Annotated in this window: 20 protein-coding genes; 5 read left to right on the top strand and 15 right to left on the bottom strand. The window is 37.3% G+C overall.

Annotation, left to right across the window (positions count from 1 at the left end; genetic code table 11):
• Positions 1-6: 6 nt before the first annotated feature.
• Both ABFC84_04050 and ABFC84_04045 read right to left on the bottom strand, forming a co-directional pair.
• Complete coding sequence (locus tag ABFC84_04050) at positions 7-522, bottom strand: hypothetical protein (protein MEN6411926.1); 516 nt, start codon at positions 520-522, stop codon at positions 7-9.
• A 14-nt stretch (positions 523-536) separates the two neighbouring features.
• A complete protein-coding gene (locus tag ABFC84_04045; protein MEN6411925.1) occupies positions 537-1,460 on the bottom strand; it encodes an inverse autotransporter beta domain-containing protein in 924 nt (307 codons plus the stop codon).
• Positions 1,461-1,703: 243 nt separating this feature from the next.
• On the opposite strand from ABFC84_04045, the gene ABFC84_04040 reads away from it, so the two are divergent.
• On the top strand, positions 1,704-2,018 hold the full coding sequence (locus tag ABFC84_04040; GenBank protein MEN6411924.1) for a helix-turn-helix domain-containing protein: 315 nt from the start codon (positions 1,704-1,706) through the stop codon (positions 2,016-2,018).
• A 126-nt stretch (positions 2,019-2,144) separates the two neighbouring features.
• Here ABFC84_04040 and ABFC84_04035 read toward each other — a convergent pair whose 3' ends face one another.
• The 3 genes from ABFC84_04035 to ABFC84_04025 form a co-directional block, all read right to left on the bottom strand.
• Positions 2,145-2,744, bottom strand: a complete 600-nt coding sequence (locus ABFC84_04035) for a hypothetical protein (protein ID MEN6411923.1) — start codon at positions 2,742-2,744, stop codon at positions 2,145-2,147.
• Between the two features lie 359 nt (positions 2,745-3,103).
• Positions 3,104-4,051 (bottom strand): type I pantothenate kinase, encoded by a 948-nt coding sequence (gene coaA, locus ABFC84_04030; protein MEN6411922.1) that lies wholly within the window; start codon positions 4,049-4,051, stop codon positions 3,104-3,106.
• A gap of 421 nt (positions 4,052-4,472) precedes the next feature.
• On the bottom strand, positions 4,473-5,852 hold the full coding sequence (locus tag ABFC84_04025) for a PLP-dependent aminotransferase family protein (GenBank protein MEN6411921.1): 1,380 nt from the start codon (positions 5,850-5,852) through the stop codon (positions 4,473-4,475).
• A 114-nt stretch (positions 5,853-5,966) separates the two neighbouring features.
• Between ABFC84_04025 and ABFC84_04020 the strand changes: the two genes are divergently transcribed.
• A complete protein-coding gene (locus ABFC84_04020; protein MEN6411920.1) occupies positions 5,967-7,370 on the top strand; it encodes an aminotransferase class V-fold PLP-dependent enzyme in 1,404 nt (467 codons plus the stop codon).
• Positions 7,367-8,251: a PhzF family phenazine biosynthesis isomerase gene (locus ABFC84_04015; GenBank protein MEN6411919.1), complete on the top strand. Its 885-nt coding sequence runs from the start codon at positions 7,367-7,369 to the stop codon at positions 8,249-8,251. Before ABFC84_04020 ends, ABFC84_04015 begins: the two co-directional genes overlap by 4 nt.
• 511 nt (positions 8,252-8,762) lie before the next feature.
• On the opposite strand, the gene ABFC84_04010 is transcribed toward ABFC84_04015, so the two are convergent.
• The 6 genes from ABFC84_04010 to ABFC84_03985 all read right to left on the bottom strand — a co-directional run bounded on the left by ABFC84_04010 (position 8,763) and on the right by ABFC84_03985 (position 14,326).
• Positions 8,763-9,263, bottom strand: coding sequence for a hypothetical protein (locus ABFC84_04010; protein MEN6411918.1), 501 nt, complete (start codon positions 9,261-9,263; stop codon positions 8,763-8,765).
• Positions 9,264-9,445: 182 nt separating this feature from the next.
• Positions 9,446-10,276, bottom strand: a complete 831-nt coding sequence (locus tag ABFC84_04005; protein ID MEN6411917.1) for an EcsC family protein — start codon at positions 10,274-10,276, stop codon at positions 9,446-9,448.
• A gap of 285 nt (positions 10,277-10,561) precedes the next feature.
• Complete coding sequence (locus ABFC84_04000) at positions 10,562-11,725, bottom strand: hypothetical protein (protein ID MEN6411916.1); 1,164 nt, start codon at positions 11,723-11,725, stop codon at positions 10,562-10,564.
• A 252-nt stretch (positions 11,726-11,977) separates the two neighbouring features.
• A complete protein-coding gene (locus ABFC84_03995; protein MEN6411915.1) occupies positions 11,978-12,190 on the bottom strand; it encodes a DUF255 domain-containing protein in 213 nt (70 codons plus the stop codon).
• A gap of 668 nt (positions 12,191-12,858) precedes the next feature.
• The gene (gene thrC, locus ABFC84_03990) at positions 12,859-13,989 is read right to left on the bottom strand and encodes a threonine synthase (GenBank protein MEN6411914.1); all 1,131 of its coding nucleotides are present in this window, start codon (positions 13,987-13,989) and stop codon (positions 12,859-12,861) included.
• Positions 13,990-14,137: 148 nt separating this feature from the next.
• The gene (locus tag ABFC84_03985) at positions 14,138-14,326 is read right to left on the bottom strand and encodes a hypothetical protein (protein MEN6411913.1); all 189 of its coding nucleotides are present in this window, start codon (positions 14,324-14,326) and stop codon (positions 14,138-14,140) included.
• Between the two features lie 148 nt (positions 14,327-14,474).
• Here ABFC84_03985 and ABFC84_03980 point away from each other — a divergent pair, with 148 nt between their 5' ends.
• The gene (locus ABFC84_03980) at positions 14,475-15,113 is read left to right on the top strand and encodes a PAS domain-containing protein (GenBank protein ID MEN6411912.1); all 639 of its coding nucleotides are present in this window, start codon (positions 14,475-14,477) and stop codon (positions 15,111-15,113) included.
• A 226-nt stretch (positions 15,114-15,339) separates the two neighbouring features.
• On the opposite strand, the gene ABFC84_03975 is transcribed toward ABFC84_03980, so the two are convergent.
• The 3 genes from ABFC84_03975 to ABFC84_03965 all read right to left on the bottom strand — a co-directional run bounded on the left by ABFC84_03975 (position 15,340) and on the right by ABFC84_03965 (position 17,694).
• The gene (locus tag ABFC84_03975; GenBank protein MEN6411911.1) at positions 15,340-16,122 is read right to left on the bottom strand and encodes a transposase; all 783 of its coding nucleotides are present in this window, start codon (positions 16,120-16,122) and stop codon (positions 15,340-15,342) included.
• Between the two features lie 98 nt (positions 16,123-16,220).
• Positions 16,221-16,958 (bottom strand): class I SAM-dependent methyltransferase, encoded by a 738-nt coding sequence (locus ABFC84_03970; protein ID MEN6411910.1) that lies wholly within the window; start codon positions 16,956-16,958, stop codon positions 16,221-16,223.
• Positions 16,959-17,358: 400 nt separating this feature from the next.
• Complete coding sequence (locus tag ABFC84_03965) at positions 17,359-17,694, bottom strand: hypothetical protein (GenBank protein MEN6411909.1); 336 nt, start codon at positions 17,692-17,694, stop codon at positions 17,359-17,361.
• Positions 17,695-18,209: 515 nt separating this feature from the next.
• On the opposite strand from ABFC84_03965, the gene ABFC84_03960 reads away from it, so the two are divergent.
• A complete protein-coding gene (locus tag ABFC84_03960) occupies positions 18,210-19,463 on the top strand; it encodes an MFS transporter (GenBank protein MEN6411908.1) in 1,254 nt (417 codons plus the stop codon).
• Between the two features lie 22 nt (positions 19,464-19,485).
• On the opposite strand, the gene ABFC84_03955 is transcribed toward ABFC84_03960, so the two are convergent.
• Positions 19,486-20,064: a DJ-1/PfpI family protein gene (locus ABFC84_03955; GenBank protein MEN6411907.1), complete on the bottom strand. Its 579-nt coding sequence runs from the start codon at positions 20,062-20,064 to the stop codon at positions 19,486-19,488.
• Positions 20,065-20,076: the final 12 nt, after the last annotated feature.

Here is a 20,076-nt window from a genome sequence, read left to right as displayed (position 1 = left end):
ATTCTATTAGTATGATTGAACTTGAAATACTGGCTGATTCAATGCGCCTGTAGTGGAATTGACTGTAGCACCAAATTTAATATTCAAACGAGTTGTATTGGGAGTAATCGTAAAGTTTACGTATCCAGCTTTCATATAATGTCCCCCGCTCATTCCATAACCTGTATTGTTATTGAAACTAGGGGTACCATCAGAGCTTTTATCTACGTTTTTATTCACAATCCCGGTTGTTGTTTCTGCAGTCCAACTCATTGCGGGATTTTGCGTAATCAGAAGATATGTATAATGACCTGCTGGCAAATTGATTGTCGTACTGCTAAACAGGTTTGTGTTTACTATATCAAGAGTGGTTGGTGCCCCTGTCGAATAAATGGTAACCCATTGATTGGTTGTTTCATTATATACTTGCATTTCCTTAATCGCGACATTCATACTGGTAATATCCCCTGGAGCTGCAAAGGCTGGTGTAATTAATAAACTTACCATAAAACAAGTCAATATGATAATCAATGATTTCTTCATTCGCTAGTTTCCTCCTAATTCGTCAGTGATACGATGATTCCATTTGCTTGCTTGGAATACCGTTCCACCCTAATGTCATTTTCCCGTTCTACCTTATCCAGCAACCGTTTCGAATTATCTACTTTTTCCCAACGTTCCCGACGAATGATCGGTTTACCCGCTTCGAGCATAGCCACTTTGCCGGATTGGCCTAATGTATACATCAGATTTACATATTGATTGTTTTTGACGTAATTATCATGAGAATACCCTACTTCTAATTGCAGTTGAGGAGTCACTTGAATTTCGCTACGTAGCTTGTACCCTTTTACATCGTCACTGTATTGATAGTCCCACTGATATCCTTGGAGAAAAATCTTCATATATGGCATATGAGGAATTGGCATACCTACTTCATAGTCAGCTCCACTAATCGCTTTCTCATAAGTAGCTGATATTGCATCTACCAACTTCTCTCCAGAAATCGGATGATAGATATTATAACGACTTTCCAGTAAACCATGGAAATATTCGCCACCAAGGCCAACTCTCTCATGACCATACTTCCAGGCACGATCATAGAACAGATTTACACCGGTTAGAGTATTTTTGTCATCTGTTACATGACGATAACCTGTACCAATGTTGGTAGTTGTACCATTTTGTGGATTACGGGCTACACGCAATTGATAAAATGTAGCTTCCGTATCCGTTCGATGAAAAGGCTGAACGGTTTCGATCGAAAGCGTGGGCTTCATATTATTGTCCATTTGAAGCTGAATATCCGTTCGAGCCAACCAAGCTTTGTTGTTAATCTTAACGTTTTGAATTTCTTGCGAAATAAGAGCATTAGTAATAGATACTGTAGCATCTTTTCCGCTAATTTCTTCTGCAAAAACAGAAGTTGTACCAGTGGCCATTATCATTGAGGCCAAAAGTAAGGTGCTTAGTTTCTTCATAGGTTCCTCCTTGATTATGAAAATACTATATGTTACCGTCTATAAGCGGTTTCATATTAAAATTGGAAAATTATTCCTATATAATAGATTATATCAAATACAAGATAAACGTAAACAAAATCATTTTATGTCAAATAATTATCGGAAAATGCTTTATATGTAAATTAATGCTAAAATTATTATATCTTTATTTCACTATAAGTGCAATAAATTGGCAGATTTTTATTTCACTATAGGTGTAATGTGAGAAAATTAAAACGCCCCTATACTTTTATGTATATAGGGGTGAACGGACTTATGAAGACGAGCTATGATGAGCGGTATAGGCAGATCGCTAAAAAAATTGCATATTACCGTATGAAGAAAGGACTCTCTCAGGATGAACTAGCAGATAAAATAGGCATTAGTAAAAGTTATTTAAGCAAGATCGAAGCACCCAATTCTACTAAAGCCTACTCATTGGACGTTTTGTTTGCTATTGCTGATGGGCTTGAGGTAGATGTCATCAAGTTTTTTATGCCAATGGAAGAAAAAAATAACAACAGCGATATCTCCTGAGTAATCAAGAGATATCGCTATTGTTTTATTAATATGATTATTATTTAAATAATTCTCCTTAATAAAAATATAACAAATTGAAAGAACCACCGACCCTGTTTTCGTTTTTCAAACTCTGGATATCGTCTATACAGACGGCTGCCATGTTTCCATTTCAACAGGAGGATTACTTGCTATCCACTTTTCAAACTGCTCTCTGTTCCGTACTCCACCACTCATAACTGCCTTATAAATATCTATTCCACGAAACTTTTTTTCTGGTGACACTTTGGACTTTATCTCTAAAATAAACTGTTTAGTTTCATCAGTTAATGCCCGTTTCATCGCTTTGGCAAAACTATCAGCCATTCCAGCATAAGGGTGGCAAAAAGGCACAAGCCAATTGTCAATATCCCACACAAGACCCTGTTGGTCTTGATAATCAATACGCCAATAAAGTCCTGGATCGTATGTCCCCATAAAGTTGTGAAATTGAATTTGTTTCACTCCTGAAATAGATGCAAATTCACGTATCGTATCAAAGCCTATACGAACATCTGGTTCTTCCACATAAATCTCAAAATCCAAATTAGGGCTGGTCATTAGACCAAAACTAGCCGAACCTACTAATATGGTCTTACCCACCAATTCCCATCGGCATCTAATCTGAAGATCTTTAATAACCTTATCAGCTTGCTTCTGTAATTTCATAGCTTTTTCAAGATAATTCATGTTCCTCTTTATCATTATACGACCTCCACATTTTACCTTATCGCTTAATAAATTCTTTATTATAACTGTAATATACAACCAAATTATTATTGTCTGCCCATTTTACATCTACATAATTATGTGATGCCCTTTATGAACACTATACACATTCTATATCTTGATACTATTATTTTCATCGAAATGGCAATATGCTAGATAAATCCATAATCAGTATCTAATAAAATATGGCTCTTTTACGGACGTGGAAAAATGTTTGTACCTTTTAAAAGGCTCAATACAGCCAAATCAAGCTTAGACAACTATATCGGAGGTTCCCTACTGTCAATATTGGGCGTCATATCACTTGGTTTTACAGCGGATTCCTAGTAAAATGGTTATAACTTTCGCAAACATATTTTTTGAACGGAATGGTCATCTCCCTTCTTAATAATCAAGCGCGCACGTCGCATCGTCGGATGAATATTTTCCTCTAAATTAACTCCATTTATTTCATCCCATATTTTTTCTGCCAATAATTCTATCTCTTTCTCTGACATCTGAGCATAACGATGAAAATATGAAGTTTTATCTTGAAAGGCAGTACGACGCAGTATCTGAAATCGTTCAATATACCATTGCTTAATATTCTTTGAATCTGCATGAACGTAAATGGAAAAATCAAGAAAATCAGAAATATATAAATGGGATTTAGAAATCATATAATCTACCTTGGGTGTCTGTAAAACGTTTAGTCCTTCAATAATTAAGATGTCTGGAGTACTTATGCCTTTAAATTTGTTAGGAATAATGTCATAAAATGAATGAGAATATATCGGAACTTTAACATCTGAGCAACCTGATTTGACATCTCTTAAAAAATCCATTAATTGCTGAACATCATAACTTTCTGGAAACCCTTTTTTCTTCATAATGCCTCGGTCTTCCAATACTGCGTTAGGATATAAAAAACTATCTGTTGTAACTAAATCAACTCTTGGCTTGGTTGGCCAACTTTTCAATAACTCTTGAATAATACGCCCCGTTGTACTTTTCCCAACAGCAACACTACCAGCAATACCAATGATGTACGGAACTTTTTTTGCTAAAGTACCAAGAAATGTATTAGTTACATTATAAAGCTTATGTGTATCTAATACATATAAATTTAAAAGTCTAGATATTGGAAGATAAACTTGTGATATTTCGTCTAGAGAAATTTTCTCATTAATTCCATGAATTCGAATTAAATCATCTTCCGATAATGGGAGCGGCGTAGCCATTCGTAAATTTTCCCATTCCGTGCGGTTAAAAAACATATAAGGAGAATTAATTAATTTATCCATTAGTAAAGCCTCTCTTCAGTATCCTAAAGTACATAATAATATTTTTTATTAATAAAACTATTTATCATATTCCTCAAAAAGGTACAGAACCCTGCCAAATAAGAAAACGACCACTTGATTTAAAAGGCAGTCGTTTTCAGCATGTTTTTTCATAAATATTATATCCCATAAATCTTTGCGGTATATAGCCTCAAAGGTTCTATGTCGGTTTACGGACGTGGCACCAGTGTCATCTTCAAAAACTGTTTACAAGCTTGAAAATCCAGTAAAACCAAGCCTCGTAAACCCTCATAGTCCGTTCCATGACATGTCATTTCTCATTCCTTTACATGCTATGATTATCACAGCGTGTCAGGAGGACGTGGTTATCGACATCCTTTGTTTTGATTGTCGCCACCCCTATCCCCATGACACTCACAAATCACAAAACACCTATAGCTGTTCCAAGTTCACGGTTAAGAACCTTTAATAAAATATCAAGACCTTTTTCAAATTCTAAAATGCTCTCCGCACCAGACAATGATATCCGGATATAATTTGGTAGAGCAACACTTCCAACAGTGAATTTTTCAGAAGAAATGACATTAACGCCATTATCACTAGCCATTTTTTCAAATTCACTACTGCTCCAATGGTCAGGAAGTTTTAACCATGCAAACATACTACCTGGTGCATATTTATAGTCATAGCATTGTAGCTTATCTTTCATTAACAAAGCTCTTCTTTTTATTTCAGCCCGTTTTAAATCTATTATTTCATCTGCAACTCCACTATTTATACACTCGCAAGCAATCTCCGCATTAAGCGTAGATGCCATCCATATTGTATCTACCACGGCCTGTGATATTCTATTACATAGTTTTTTTGGTGCAGCAACAAATCCAATCCTAAGGCCTGCATAAAAGGCTTTTGAAATACCAGAAATATATATACTTTGTTCTAGCAAGTTTTCAGATAAAGTACTCACTTCTCCATTTACCAAAAAACCATATAAATCATCTTCAATCAGTATAAGATTATTTCTTTTTATTATCTGCGAAACCTCATTACGCCTTTGTTCTGACATTATTGCATTTGTCGGATTCTGCATGCCAGAGACTGTGTAAATACCCTTAATATCATTATGACTGCAAACAGCTTCAAGTCCCTGCGGCATCATTCCTTCTTCATCCATTGGTACTGCTTCAAGTCGTATACCACAACGTTTCGCCGCTGTTTTTATACCCGGATATGTAAGACAATCAACGGCAATACGGTCACCTTGTTCAAAAACAGACGACAAGATACAATTAATAGCATGTTGTGCACCGGCTGTTACAATTATGTTTTCAGCAGCAACGTTAATCCCAAATCGTCTTATCCAATCTGCACCTATCTGTCTATGGCAATTAATTCCCTGTGGTGGTGTATATTTCATAAATTCATTCAGATTCTTGTTATGGACTACTTTCTCCAAAAGTGTTTTGATATCCGGTTCTATTCCATAAAGTGGTAAAACAAGTCCCATTTCAATTAACTTTTTTTCGTTTTCATCAGTATTAATAAGCGATGGATTGTATCCTAAATCGGCTGTAACAAATGTACCGCTACCAACAGTTGCAGTAATCAGACCACGTTTCTCAGCTTCTTTATATGCTCTTGTAATTGTTGTTACATTGACACCCACTGTTTTTGCCAAATCTCTATGAGTTGGCATTTTATCACCCGATTTTAGTATTCCAAGTTGAATATCCCTCTCTATGGCATCCGCAATTGCAAAATAAAGAGATTTGTCTGTATTTATTATTTTCAAGTTCCACATATTATCCACTCCTACAATAATTGTAATACATACAATTATGTATTGACAAGGGTACAATGTCAACACATAATACGTATATAGTCATACAATTATAAAAATGGAGGTAGACATCCTATGAAAGAAACAAACTTGCAAATTGATATGAAAAATCAATTGTACTCTAAAGAGCTATTTGAGCAGGCAAAGAACTTCGCATACGATTACATAGATAAATCGCCAGAAATGGATGTATATCCGTCAAATGAAGCATTATCAAAACTTGAAGAATTTGAGGAATCTATGCCCGAAGAATCAAATTCCCCATCTAAAATACTTAACATGCTTCATAAATATGGATCAAATGCAGTTTCCGTACAAGGTGGCGGAAAATATTTTGGCTTTGTATGCGGGGGAATTCTTCCTGTTGCACTTGCATCAAAATGGATGTCCGACACCTGGGATCAAAACAGTGCACTTTTTGTTATGTCCCCAATATCTGCAAAGCTTGAAGAGATATGTGAAAAATGGCTAATAGACTTACTAGCATTACCAAAAAGTACGGCAGCTGGCTTTGTTAGCGGCTCTTCGACTGCAATAATATGTGCCCTTGCAACTGCCCGCAATCAACTTCTTTCAAGACAAGGCTGGAATGTAAATGAAAAAGGGCTTTTTGGTGCGCCTCCCATTCAAGTAGTACTTAGCGAGCAGGCACACTCATCGATATTTAAAGCATTATCTCTGCTGGGTCTTGGAAAAGGCCGTGTACAACTTGCTCCTGTTGACAATCAGGGCCGTATAATAATTGATAAGCTACCTCCTGTATACAGTAACACGCTGTTAATTGTACAAGCGGGGAACGTCAACAGTGGAGCTTTTGACCCAATTGATACGTTATGTGATATTGCTGGCAAAGCAAATGCATGGGTACATATCGATGGAGCTTTTGGACTGTGGGCGGCTGCTTCAAAAAGTAAACAGTACTTACTAAAAGGTATTGAAAAAGCAGATTCATGGTCTACGGATGCTCATAAAACACTTAACGCCCCATATGATTGTGGAATTGTTTTATGTAAAAACCGTTCAGCAATTGTAAACACGATGCAAACCACCGGATCATATATACAATACAGCGAATTTAGAGACGGAATGCTTTATACTCCTGAAATGTCAAGACGCGCAAGAAGCATCGAATTGTGGGCAACACTCAAATACCTTGGTAAAACAGGCGTCGGTGATCTTGTCGACACACTATGCGAAAATGCTAAATATTTTGCAGATAGATTATCACAAAAAGGGTTTACGGTCTTAAACGATATTGTTTTTAATCAAATTCTCATAAAATGTAAGTCTGCTCAAGAAACAAATGCCACTCTTAAGAATATACAATCCAGTGGGAAATGCTGGTGTGGCGGTGCTATATGGAATAATGAGCCTGTAATCAGGATAAGTGTTTGCTCTTGGCAAACTACTATAGCTGATATTGATGAATGTGTTGAAGCCTTTACTTTATCCCGTGAAAAAGCAGGTCAAAAACTATGAAAAAATTAAACTACCAAAAAATTGATGCTTTTACAACTGAAGTTTCAACAGGCAATCCTGCTGCGTGCATTTACCTTGAAAAAGGCCAGACACTAACAGACATAGAAATGCTGAATATTGCTAAAGAACATAAAGGTTTTGTGTCTGAAGTAGTATTTTGCACTCCACAAAAAGATAAAGAATATCGGCTAAAATATTATTCTTCCGAATGTGAAGTGGACTTTTGTGGTCATGGTACAATTGCCTGTATATACAGCTTACTAAAAGGCACCAAAGATCTTACGCACATTCCTCAGATAACAATTTACACAAAACATAGTAGTCTAACTGTATATAATGAAATTGACTCTTTAGACGCAGTTTTTATAACTTCACCGGAACCACAATATTTGACCCATGATTTGAATATTAGCTTGGTATCTGATGCTCTCAAAATTACTCCGCAGGCAATTTCCAGAGAATATCCGATAGAACTTATAAACGCTGGACTAAAAACACTAATTGTTCCTATTTCCAGTCTTAATAATGAGCTTTCGATTTCTCCTGATGAGTATTTGTTAAAAATGTTTTGCTTAAATCATTCAATTGATATTGTACTTTCATTTACAACAGAGGTGTCTAATAGCAACAATAAAATCAGAACACGAGTATTTGCTCCCAAATTTGGGTACCTAGAAGATAAGGCCACCGGCTCTGGAAATTCAGCATTTGGTTATTATATGCTGAAGTATAATATGTGGGATGGCAGACCTATTTCCATTGAGCAAAATAGTGAATACTCGGCTTACAACATGATTTGGCTTAAGACATTAAATAATAGGGTTCTTTTCGGTGGCAAAGCTAATGTAAGAATCGAAGGTATGTACTTTTGCAACAACTAATTTAAAAGGCAAATATAAAAATATTACTTTTACGGACGTGCCACCAGTGTCATCTTCAAAAACTGTTTACAAACTTAAAAAGCCAGTAAAACCAGGCTCTGCAAGGCTCCATTCTCTGTTCTATGACATGTCATTTCTTATTCCATTACATGTCATTGAAAAAATACGCTCCTCACGAACGATAAGTCCTTAATTTATATGCTATAGAGCCTCTCTCAATTTATTTCTATAACATGCCACTAGATAACGTAGCTTTTAAATCGAGCAAACTCTGAGCTCTTGATTTATCTAATTTTGCACCTCCTTAATTCACTTACATGACATGCCACGATGCCGTTGGAAAACCCAAAATAGACATTGGTCAATAATTTGACCAATGTCTATTTTAGGTGTAAGTCAGAATCACCCTGAGCCCTTAGAAACACCTAAATAGTAGAGTTAATAGGAATATATTGAACTGTAGGCATGATTCCACAAGGCAATACGAAAATTCTCCAAAATGCAACTTATATTATTTGATATTCGTTGCCTCAGCATTCAAGCGATATTCGATCCACGGAATTAACGATGCACTTTTAAAATATTTTTTAATAATCTTTTTATATGTATTTCGAGCCAGTAAAAAAATCATTTTTTCTTCAGAAATGATAATTTTCCTATTCTCTAGCTTATTTTTCAAATTGGGGATTTCAGCAACTAACTTAGCCTCATTTTCCCTGTTCCCCCTAATCTTAATCGGCTCATCCAAGATATCTACGAGAAATATACCCGCATTTTTTAGTCTATCTAATAACACTGTATATTCCTGCTCATCTTGAGGTCTTCTCTGAAAGTAATGCCAGAAAATAGTTGCTGGCAATGAGCGATCTTCTCTAATAGAGATATTGCTTTTAAGTTTCTGAGGCAAATAGAAATATTTTGTACCACAAGGTGGCGGGGCTTCCCCAATTAATAGTGTGTTTATCCGGGTAGGACGATATTTTTCAGAAAGCTCTACATAATTTAAAGACACGAGTAAGCCCCCTTTAGTGACTTTACAGTTTTAACAACCTCTGAAGTAGTCTTATACCATCGATGGTTATCCACCTTGCAGATCCAGCACGAATTTTCCATACCTCGTTTAATTAACTAAATCAATATATCACAGCTTATGGCGCCAAAATACGAATTTTATGATTTATAATCGAGATATATTTACCCTAGTTTCGATTCTATTTCAAAATCATAAGTTCGTGCTAAAAAACGCTCTCTGTATAAAAAATATGACGCATCACATACACATTTTATAAAATAGGTATTATACCCTGCACCAACAACTGCACCAAAAATTGGCACGATCTGTCCTAATTTTGCTTTTGTCATCCTAAATCCTAATTGTTCGCCTATTTTTTTAAGCGTTGTTGCCAAACCAATTTTCTCTATTTCTTTCCATGTTTTCTTTTTCGCAACAGCACTTGCTATTTTTGTCAGCTCAACCATTGTTTGCTGCTTAGCTGCCTGAGTAGGCGATGATACGAGCATAAGAATATCTAAAATATATTGTCTTTCCTCTTGTCTATTTATATCAAAGCCATAATATGTAGCATATTCACCTATTGCTCTAAGGGCAATTCCAAATAGTAAAGGTATATCTGCAGCTATACCTGGACCTCCAGCAGCACCCGTCGCAGCACCTTCTGCAAAAGCTGTAGTTTTATATTTAGCACCTAAAAATCCTACTACTCGATCAACCTCCTCCAATTGAAGTTTTTCTATATCACTTATTGTTTTTACTGAATATCCATTGTCTTCAAATTCCCTAAAGATTGCATCAGTTCGAACGCTCCAAGAAGAAGCATCATTTAACAAAGATATAATTCCTTGTATAGAATTAGAAATAACCTCCCCAACTTTATTATCTAGTATTATTTCTCCAACTTTACTTAAAGGTTTATTTATTGTATCTGCTACTTTAGTAAGAAATGTTCTAGGTGGATTTTTCCATTGCTCAATTTCAATCAATGCATTGCGATCATACTTTTTCATATATCCTCCAAAACAAATTAATTAAAAAAGATAGTCATATCCTTAATTAAAAATAGGATAAGGCTATCTTTCTTCATTTTACATAATTTTTCCTGTTACAATCAAATATTCTAACGAAAAATGTTACTATTTTTGAACATGCCACTAATGGCATTTAAAAACTGTTTATAAAAGGGAAAAAGCCTTTAGATCCAATGTTTTCAAGGCTTTATCAGTTGTTCTAAAACATGTCACTAAAATCGTTCCATAACATGACGTGGTACCGTTGTATCCCCTGTGTTAGATTTACAACCAGAGCTCAACCATTTCAAAAGCAAGCTTATTATCTACCAACGAGTGAAACCTTGTTAGCTCTCCTATATAATCTTGAATTTTTCTGTAGTAATCGATGTTATCTAATTTCGACCATGGAAATTCTTCAGAACCTATAACGAACTTCGGTGTCTGGGATATTTTTATAAAGTTAATTCTATTATCATTAAATCTGCGTTTTAAATTTTTAAGTATAATACCATCTACCGGAGCATGAAAATAACGAAAAAATGATTTTAAGTAATCATATTCTATATTCCATTTCTGATTTAACTCGGCATTGTAATAACAATAATGATATTTCAAGAGTATATTAACTATTTTTTGTCCTTGTCCAAATGTAAGATTTCCAATATTACTTATATAGTATATGCATTCATAAAACCATTCATCAAAATTAGCTTGACTCGGCTCTATAACTCGTAAATTAGCAATATTTAAAAAGATGTAATTCATTATATTTTCTCGTATTTCGGCGGCTACACCCCCTTTTTTGGTGCGTTGCATTGTTTGGTAAGCACCTTGAAACCACTTTTTTTTATTAAACGGGTGTAAAGGTTCAACTTCTTTGCAAAACCTTAAGGATAATTCTTTTATCATTGATACTTCTTTACTTGAGAATCTAATTTTTTCCGACACAAGCTTTTTATCTTTCTCATTGATTAATTTGCAACTCTTTATAGACGTATTTGTTTTATTATCTATCATTTTTCTTTCTTTTATATTATTTTTTAAAAACGTATTGATTCGAGTTACTACTTGAGTCAATTCCTTGATTTCTTCTTCATTATATTTTACATGTTCGCCAGTCCATTTACATAAATCCTTAATGCTCCACTTCGATGATTCATACAATATATTTCCTTTTACACTCATTGCTCTAATAAGAGAAAAACCTTCTTTGGGGAGATTAACCATCTCAAAAATAATTAAATGCTGTGATAAATTAAGTTTCAATTCTAATCGCAATTTTGGAGGCTTCCCCATATTTTTAGAAGGAATAAAACTAAACTCAAAAATTTCTATAGTATCACCATTTAATAAAAGTTTAATCTCACCAACCTCGCATTTGAAAGGTTTTTTGCGTGTATAATTTGCAATTTCTTTATTATAATATCCGCCTTCATCTCCATCCATAAAAAACAACTCCTTTAGATAGCTTATCACGTAATACCATTAGTAAAACAGTTATTCTCATATAACCTCCAAATTAACAATATTCTGTATTAATATTTACCTTACTCTTCACAATAAAAAAATCCTGCATAACTTAGCGTAAGTAATGTAGGATCTCGTTATTTTTATCAGATTAGGATAAGCAAATTTGTGATTTTTACGGACGTACCACCAATGGCATGTCGACTCGTAGAACCCCATTTACAAGCATAGCTATGAGTATCCCACGGACAAAAAGACAGCCTTACTCTCCCGTTGTGCTTTGTTGAATGCATCTTCACCCCAAGGAAACCAATCTACAGGATTGTATGCGTGTTGAAGCAAATATGGACTCTTCTCATGGATTAAACGATTGGGCTTGTTGGTATGACAACTGTTTACATCGTGATTCTTGGTCTTAGGATCATAGTAGGGCGTTGTTTCCATATGTATTCCTCCCAATAATTTATATGGTTAGATTGCCCTGGATAAGAAAAAAGCTGCATGGAAAATTTGTCCATGCAGGAGTTATAAATAAATTCGTAACTATCCATCTACGGATGGGTAGTCACTGAAAGTTTCTTCAGCACTCCTTCTAACATGTTCGGCTTAATCAAACTCTCTCGCCAGAATTTATATAAATCTCTATCCCGCCTATTATCCCGTTAGTATTCCCGTTAGGATTTTCAAACAACCACGAAAACAGGAATATTGATTCGTCACACATGAGGTAATAAAAACAAAATCCCTTCCTATCCCTATATTTTTCATCAAGCCAATATATATCATTTTATAAAATTAATAATTGCATCAAATTTATAAATAATAATAGCTATAACAAGGATAATATAACTTATTAAAAATAAACATGGAACTCTTTTTTCAGATTGGGTGAAGGATTTATACTTGTTCTTGTCTTTGCCTTCACCTAAAGCAATCCATTCAGCAGAGAAAATAGAAACAGGTAAATATTGCAAGCCAAGCCTTCTCTTATATCAATATAGACGTACCACCAATGGCATATATTCAAAAACTATTTACAAGATTGAAAAGCTAGCAAATCATTTTCCGCGTTCAAAGCCACCGCCCGCTTGTTCTTTGTTTTAAGCGGCAAACTAGGATTTCATAACTGAAGCAATCTTATCTGTAGCCTTTAACCCGCTTCCTGTAAGTAGAACCACCGTTTTTTCATCAGCTTGAATCACCTTGTTCTGGAGGAGACGAATTGTACCGGCAATAGCAACCGCTGTGGTAGGTTCCACATAGAAGCCGACTTTGGCTGCCAAGCGTAGCCCCGTTACGATTTCCTCTTCACTGACCACCTCGACCGCTCCTTTTGTTTTTCGCACAATGTCACACGCTTCATATCTTTTTACCGGTTTTGCCAGCGCTAATCCTTCCGCTAAAGTTGGCAAACATTGTGCACTATCCTCTTTGCCAATATATATGGCGTACAGAGGATTACAATTTTGCGACTGAATTGCATAAAGCCGCGGTATATTCGTTATCTCCCCCGCTGACAGTAGTTCACTAAATCCGTAGTATAATCCAATCAGCGAACTCCCGCCGCCAAACGGTACTATTACATTATCCGGTACATCCCAGCCCATCTGCTCCCAAATCTCGTAAGCCAGCGTTTTGGTACCCTGTAGAAAGAGCGGATGCCAGCTATGATTTGCGTAAATGGCCGTTCCTTTGGACTCTTCAGCTGCTTTTTTAGCCGCTATTGTGACATCATCCCGTGTTCCCGGCACTTTGGTAACGCGTGCTCCATACATTTCAATCTGGGTAAGCTTACCATCAGAGGTATCAGCCGGGACGAAAATATCGCAGGCCAATTCCGCTACAGCGCAATACCCGGCATAAGATGCGGCAGCATTACCGGAAGAATCGTTTACAATCCGGGCAGCCCCGTGCTTTTTCAAATAGTTGATTACCATGACCGCGCCCCGGTCCTTGAAGGAACCTGTTGGCATCACATAGTCCGTTTTGAACAGCAGCGAAACACCGTTTAACTTTGCCTGCACCAAGGGGGTCATCCCTTCACCCAAGCTAGCGAAAATCTCGCTTTTAGGAAACGGTAAGGCCTTCTCATAGCGCCATAGGGAATGGTCACTGGTGACGATATCCTTTTTTTTCAGGGTTTGAAAAGGAAAAGCTAATTTTAAATAGCCACCACAAGAGCAACTTATAACCAACTCATCTGCCCCGTAGGTTTTACCACAGACTGAACATACAAACTTCATTTTTCCACCCCTCATGTAATTAATAAACAAGACTTGACCATAAGTCTTGCTTTATTATATAAATTTATAAGCAAAGTTGACTTTTTATATAAAATATTATATATTTATACACATATTCCATCTGATGTTTTTAATAATATATATTTTTTTATATATCGTCAATGGTTATGTATATTTTCTTCTGATTATCTCTTTTAAACAGCTCGGTGAAATTGTCTTCTTGAATTAACCGTTCACCCCATTCCGCCAGTAAGCCGTAAATACTGTCGCTGTACAATGGGTTTTTCAAGACATGTTTGCACGTCCATGAAGCTGGTTTGCCTATCACTTTACTCACCTCAATTCTATAATTCGAGATGAATGCCCAATTTCATCGGATGTTTGAGTGAACTTTTCTTCTGATTTTTAACTGCATCTTATGAGTTTTACAACAGATTTCAAGTGGGATAATCAAATATTTTTTATATGCAAGAGGAGTGATATCATTGACGCAAATACGAAAAGAGTTACAACATTTGATTCCTATAGCAAACATGATCGCCAAAACATTCGGCACGAACTGCGAAGTAGTTGTCCACGACCTGTCTATTCCGCAAAATTCTGTAGTCTACACCGTTAATAACCACGTAACCGGCAGAAAAGTCGGCCAGACTTTTGAACATTTGATCAAGGATGTTCTTTTATCTAAAAAATTTGAAGACGATTTCACCGCAAATTACGTGACGACAACAGAAAACGGCAAAGAAATGAAGTCTTCTACCGCTTTAATACGCAATATCGAAGGCAGAGTCATCGGTGCTCTATGTATAAATTACGATTTAGAAAACTTTAAAAATGCAAAGTGTTTATTGGATGAATTCTTGGCCGTCGAACAAGAGACTATCTCGGACGATTTCGAGCCTTTGGCAAATGTTACGGAAATAGCAGATGAGTTAATTAATAAAATAATCAGCAACAGCGACATTGGAAAAATGAAAAGAAAAGATAAAATCGAACTGATTCATTTTATGGATAAAAAAGGGTTATTCTTTATTAAAGGAAATATAGAAAAAGTAGCGGAAAAACTAAATATTTCTAAAGTAACTGTCTACAGTTATCTAGATGAAATAAAAAGGAACAGCTAGCAAATGAGCCATTTTTAGTAAAGTGGTGATGCAGAGAGATATTTTATAGGCAAAAGAAGTGTAAAACCTACTACCATTGGCAAAAACTCGTGTGCCAGAAAGCCCGTCGGGAGCTGGCAATAAGAGGGTGCAGAAAATCTTGTGTAAATAGGTTTGAACATCTTCCTTACTGGCAAGAATAGGAATAAACTATTTGAGCTAGTAGACAAGGTGACGGTTCTCTTGTCTAACTGCGTAACATCTTGTTTACCTTATCCTTATTTAAACCGGTAATCGCTGCAATCTGTCGAATGGATAACTTGGTCCTGCCGCTAAATTCTTTTAGCATGTCTTCGATCATTGCCGCATTCTCCCTTCTTTTGTCTTCACCCTGCATTCTGACCATTTCCGCAAAGAGTATTCTTGCATCCTCTTCATCCATTTTCGAGACTTCCTCTTTCATATCTAAAAATTTATCCGTGCATTCCTGATTTATGTATTCATCAAACTGTCGTTTTGCAACCACTTTATCGGCGGAAAAAAGCCCAAGTACCATATAAGTATCTACAACTTTATGAAAATAATGGCTGTCTTGCATATATCCGATATAACTGCTCCACTTATAGTCCCCAGCTGTTTTCACTATCCCTGCCTTTACTGGATTTTGATGAATGTATCTAACCAATGCCAGGACATACTGGTCATCTTCGATTTTCTCACTTTTAAATCGGTCTTGAAATAAGTGTCCAACCCTTTTGTACTTATGATTAAAATAAAAGACATAGCTAATCGTAATCCGCTTCATAACATTAGCTATATCCTCTGTTCCTTCCTGTATCATCATATGAACATGATTATCCATCAGGCAAAATGCATGCAGAAAAAATGCGTTATCCTGCTTTTTTTGATAAAGGGTTTCAATAAAACGAAGTTTATCTTCCTCATCGTAAAAAATGTTGTTTCGGTCATTTCCCCGGATCATAATATGGTAATATCCACTATTGCTCTTTTCCCGCTGCCGTCTTGGCAAATTTTATCACCCCTTATTTTTTTAGTTTAACTGTGGATGAATAATTTGATGACTAATTTGTCAAGACAAGAGAACCGTCACCTTGTCTGTTCGGGTGGTCAATCCTTTTGGGCCTTGATTATAACGAATGGTGGTCTCCTCCGTTCATTTTTCAGTTCGCAGTTCATTTTTTCCGCCGCAGGCAGCGCCGTAGGCTCTACCACTTTGGCAATGCGGAAACCTTCATCGATGAGCGTATTGACAAGCGTGGCCATGGTTCGGTGATACTTGATTACGCCGTTTATAAACCAGGTTTGCTCTCGCAGTCCTTCTTCGCTATAGTTGTCGGTAATCCAGTGAATTTTCCGACCGTCATCCCCTTTTACCCAACCGTCGGGAACTTTTTTTGCGGTCGCAATGGGATGCTCCTGGGAAAATAAAAGATACCCTCCCGGTTTGAGCCAACGCCCAATTTTGTTGACCAACGCTCCATAATCGGCTACATAATGAAACGCCAAGGAACTGAGAACCATATCGAACCGGTTGTCTGAAAATTCGACGTCTTCGATGGGACAACACTGATAGTCAATCTTTTCGTCGCTATAGGTCGCCTTGGCTTTTTCAATCATGCGGCTCGAGATGTCGATTCCAACGACACTGCCAGCACCCTGACCGACATACCATTTGCAGGCCTCTCCATAACCGCAGCCCAAGTCCAATATCGCCTTACCGGTCATTTCCGACAGCAAGGCCCTGAAAGCCGGAATCTCAAGAACATCATTGAGACCGGTCATTGTTTCCCGAAGATTCATATACGAATGATAAAACGTTTCGTTATCATAAATGTTTTGTTTCATAGACGTTCTTCTCCCTCACTACAATTTGACTTTAACGTTTTATATGAAATTCTTCGAACAAGCTAAGCATGCGAAAATAAGCTTATGCGGATTTGTAGGTAAAGAACTTAATTGGGGCTCAAATAATGTAGCTATATAAAATTTATTATGGGATAATCGCAGACGAGGAAAATTGGTTTGTCGTTCACGCTATATAACAACCAAGACATTAGACAACCACCTAATGTCTTGGTTGTTATATAGTCACCCAGAGCACCTTCAAGCTATTAAAAATAAACTTCATGAACGTTGGGTCCGTGAGGGTCCTAGCTTTGCGCCTATTTAATCCACTTTCATAACATGCCACTGGTGACCGTTTAAACTAATTTTGGATGAAAAATCAAATGTTAGTTTTATACATTTAGAGACTGACATCAACAGAATCTTTTCGGAGCAAATTTTTCTCTTCCAACTGTTTTTCCCTTTTTTGTTCCTGTTCCTTATTATTTTCTTTTAAGGTATTAATCGCATTGTCCACTTTTTTCGTTAGTTTGTGCCATTGCTTTTCTGACATCAGAATACTGCCTTTACTGTCGTTTTCCCGCTCTTTATCAATAGTTTCCTTGATACGTTTTTCCCAATTCACAATCTCTTTTTGGAACGTACCAAACGTGTTTTCACTACTATTGCTCCTTTTGCTGGAGTTGCCAGACGCTGAATAATTTTGATATTGTGCTTCTATTCCATTTATATTCATAATGTAACCCCATTTCGATCAAAAATTTTGTTAAAAAAGAACATAAATTACTTCCCATATTTTTATTTTATCACTTTTATCCAAATATTTCAATAACATACCTACCAAGACCGCGACCAGCTGATAATCGTGGCTGAAGTTCGAAAAAAAATATGATATTTATCAACTAAGTATCTTTTTCCCTGCGCTAAAATAATTTTCACATTGAGACTTTTACAAAAAATATAATTTATCCGAAACTAATAGCTATATTGAAATTACTCTATGGCTTCTACATAATAGCGCGCACAACGACTTTGATAGTGTCGCCGGACAGATGAACAAGCCCGGAAGGGAAAACCCTCTATTCTATGGAAATAAGTACTAATACGGGGTTCAAAGAAAGATGCCGTTATTTTACAGGATTTCCCCTTAACCGCAATTTTACCGGCATGCCAGGCAAAGCCGCAGCCTTTTAGTTGTATGCCTCGCGGATCGGGTGGGGCCGTTTTTTTTTGATATGGAGATGAGATTTCTTGAATTGTGATAAAAACCCGGTGAACTCCCGGCAACCTTTATGGACTAAAGATTTTACCCTGATCGCTCTTGGCACTCTCTGCATCGCCATAGCAAATTACTTTTTTTCCGCCACTATCGCAATCTACGCCAATAAAATTACCGGTTCTGTGAGCTACGCAGGGCTGGCAACCGGCGCTTTTTTCGCAATATCGCTGGGTATGCGGCCGCTTGACGGCGTTCTAGTGGATCGCTACGGCAGTCGTCCGCTGCTAATCGTAAGCACGGTACTCTGCGCCGTCGCCTGCTTCTGCCATAATTTTGCGCTGACTATCCCCGCCCTTATTGTATGTCGCTTACTGCACGGCACGGGCTTCAGTATTTTTACCACGGCCAGTGCCACAGCTGCCGCAAATATCTCGCCGCCCAAGCGGCTCTCAGAAGCCATGGGCTACAATACGCTCGGGGTTGTATTAGCCATGGCCATCGGTCCGGGTATCGCTCTGTCTATTATCCCCAGCAACGCTATGAACGAATTTCACAGGCTATTCTATGTTACCGTTAGCGTCTGTACCGTCGCCTTTGTTTTAATGCTATTTTTGCACCACAGAGAGGTAGGCGCATCAGGCGTAAAGAAACAGATTTTACATGATACCCCCAGCAAAAGTTTATCGGCAAAAAAGCTGCCCAGGACCTTTCTTGGCTTTGAGAAAGGGGTGGTCTGGCCCGCAATCATCGGCTGCTTGATGCTTTTTGCCCTCAGCTCTGTGCAAATGTTTCTTCCTCTTTATGGTAAAACACAGGGTTGGGACAATATGGGCGCTTTTTTTATCGTGTATGCCGGGGCCATGTTGGTCGCCCGCCTGTTTGCCGGGCGTATTGCAGACAAATACGGCCCCGACATAATCATGCTTCCTGCCTTTCTGCTTGCCGCCATTACATACGTGGCGATTCCTTTCTGCCATCAGCTCTGGTCGCTCTTTATAGTCGCCTTTCCACTTGGTTTGGCGCAAGGCATATTTAATCCCCAGATAAGCGTTTTCTGCATTACCCGGTGCAGCAAAGAAAGGCGGGGCAGCGCAACATCCGCCTACAATGGCTCGCTTGATCTTGGCATGGCACTCGGTTCCGTAGCTATGGGCGTAATGATTGAAAATGTGAGTTATACGTTTTCCTATCTATTCTGTGCCGTTTTATCTCTTATTGCGATGGTAGTCTATATATTTACCCTTTCCCGCTGTTCCAAACTCGCGGGGGCGGTTCGAAGCCACTGATATTCTGCGGTCTCTGGTTATTTTAGAGAGCTTTGACATCAATTTCGTATTCTATCTTCTTTGCTACCTCTTGTGAGATACTTTCACTAAATAGCTCTTTCAGTAAATAAAAGCCTAGCTCAAGTCCGGAGCTTACCCCGCCGGAAGTAATGATTTTGCCGTCCCGAACCACTTTGGAGCGGATAACTTGAACAGAATATGACTCTAGCTCTTGGAATGCGGTATGATATGTAGTTGCTTTTTTCCCAGTAAGAATCCCTGCCTCCGCCAGTAAAAATGCTCCTGTACAGACTGACGCAATAAACCGGGCAGTTTTTGCTTGATGTAAAATAAATTCTTTTATGGCAGGTTTTTTCATAGCGGATAAGCGGCCTTTACCACCAGGGGCTATTATAATATCTAACGGCGGGCAATCTTGGAGAGTTATATCGGGGATTATTTTCATCCCATTAAAAGCGCATACCGGCTCTAACGTTTCCGCTATAATCTGCATATTTATACTTTCTGGCTGTAATTTATTCACGTAACTTAAAACCTCAAACGGTCCGACAAAATCCAGCTCTTCGACTTGAGGAAATATGAGAATACCTATCCTTATCAAATTTATCACTCC

The organism is Veillonellales bacterium (assembly GCA_039680175.1).
Lineage (GTDB): Bacteria > Bacillota > Negativicutes > JAAYSF01 > JAAYSF01 > JBDKTO01.
The sequence above is the reverse complement of the archived record's forward strand: the minus strand, read 5'-3'. Positions and strand labels throughout refer to the sequence as shown.